The sequence below is a fragment of the Glaciimonas sp. GG7 genome, assembly GCF_052976905.1.
In genome coordinates, this window is record NZ_JBRIIQ010000210.1 from 1 (window position 1) to 1,511 (window position 1,511).

Annotated in this window: 1 protein-coding gene; it reads right to left on the bottom strand. The window is 51.6% G+C overall.

Features of this window, described 5'->3' with window-relative positions:
* Positions 1-112 precede the first annotated feature (112 nt).
* Positions 113-1,138 (bottom strand): flavin reductase, encoded by a 1,026-nt coding sequence (locus ACVBEF_RS21165; protein ID WP_447125865.1) that lies wholly within the window; start codon positions 1,136-1,138, stop codon positions 113-115.
* Positions 1,139-1,511: the final 373 nt, after the last annotated feature.

The following is a 1,511-nucleotide window of genomic DNA, read 5'->3' on the forward strand; positions in this document are numbered from 1 at the left end:
CCATGCATACTAGGGACGATTTTTGCTGATGAGATTGAGAAGATTCTTAAAATTGTGGTGGGTTGTTTAAAAAAATAACTACGCATCACCTTCCGGTTTGTTATCAGGAATGTTAATCTGGAATGTTAATAAAACGCCGCAACAAAGTACGCAAAGCAATCGCGTCCACAGTTCCCATTTTTTCCATCATCCCGGCTTCGATTTGCATCCCGGCATCGGCAATTTTTTGCGCCAATGCATGACCTGGTGCGCTCAGATAGAACAAACCGTTGCCCCGGCTTTCGCCCTTATCTGCAACGACCTGCAATAATCCGCGTGCAGCCATGTCATCAAGCACCATCAATAACGGTGAATGACCGGCGTAGACGAACAAACGGTTCAACTCAGCCAGACTCAGACCTTCGCGGGCGGCCAATGTGTTGAGGACGAAAAATTCGGTATCGTTGAGACCTTGTTGCGCGCCGTACTCACGCAATTTTGCGTAAAGCTGAAAATAAGCGCTGCCTAGCAAATCACGCATCGCGTTCTTGTTAAATGCCTCTGTCCCGGTCGTCGCCCGGATCAATGCCTCCGCCTCATCGACCACTTCCTTGCGGGTGGCGATGGCGTAGTTGCCGCGTTGATACACCAAAGGCGGGATGTCGGAGTGATCGAAATGCATCACCTCGCCGACCATAATGATGTGATCCCCACCATCGTAGCGATGCACCATTTTGCATTGCATGCGCGTGGTGCAGGCCGGTAACAGCGGTACTCCACCCAGCCCTTTTTCGATCGCAAGACCAGCAAATTTAGCCGCACCGCGCTTGGCGAAGCGGTTCGCCAGCGCATCCTGATCGTGCGACAAAATATGTACGGCCCAGTATTCTGCCGTCTCAAACACCGGCATGCTGCTCGACGATTTCGCCAGACTCCACAACACCAGCGGCGGGTCTAGCGACACCGAGTTAAAGCTGTTGGCAGTAATGCCGACGAAATTGTCTGCGCTGTCACTATCGTTAATGCTCAGGCCGCAGGCGGTAATGATCGTCACACCTGTGGTAAAGGTGCCGAGTGCGTTGCGGTACTCTCGTTGGTCAAATATTTTTGCGAGTGTTTCTTGCCCGGCTAGCGGGGATTGTTCTGTGGATATCGGCATTGGTTCAAGGTTTCTTCGGTCAGAATGTTGTCAGGCTTGCATGGTGCTGGCGTGCCGGATGTGATTGAACATTGCTGATATTGCTAATGGAGCGGAGATCGGTGCTAAAAAGTGTCCGAAATCTATCATTATTTAGGCTTAATACTTACATGCGCCCTCTGTGGGTGAATATTACAACATGCTACGATATTAATCTGCCAATTCCGCTATACGGCAAGCCATCATTCACTCTTTTGCTAACAGGACGCCCTCCCATGTGGATCGATACCCACTGTCATCTTGACGCCGCCGAATTTGATGGCGAGCAGAGCGCATTTGTGCAGGCGCTACGCAGCCCCGGTCAGCGTGCACGCGGTCAGGGGCATTTGCGCGG

Coding starts and splice junctions, on each gene's coding strand:
- ACVBEF_RS21165 (WP_447125865.1), bottom strand. CDS start 1,138: ATGCCGATATCCACAGAACAATCCCCGCTAGCCGGGCAAGAAACACTC.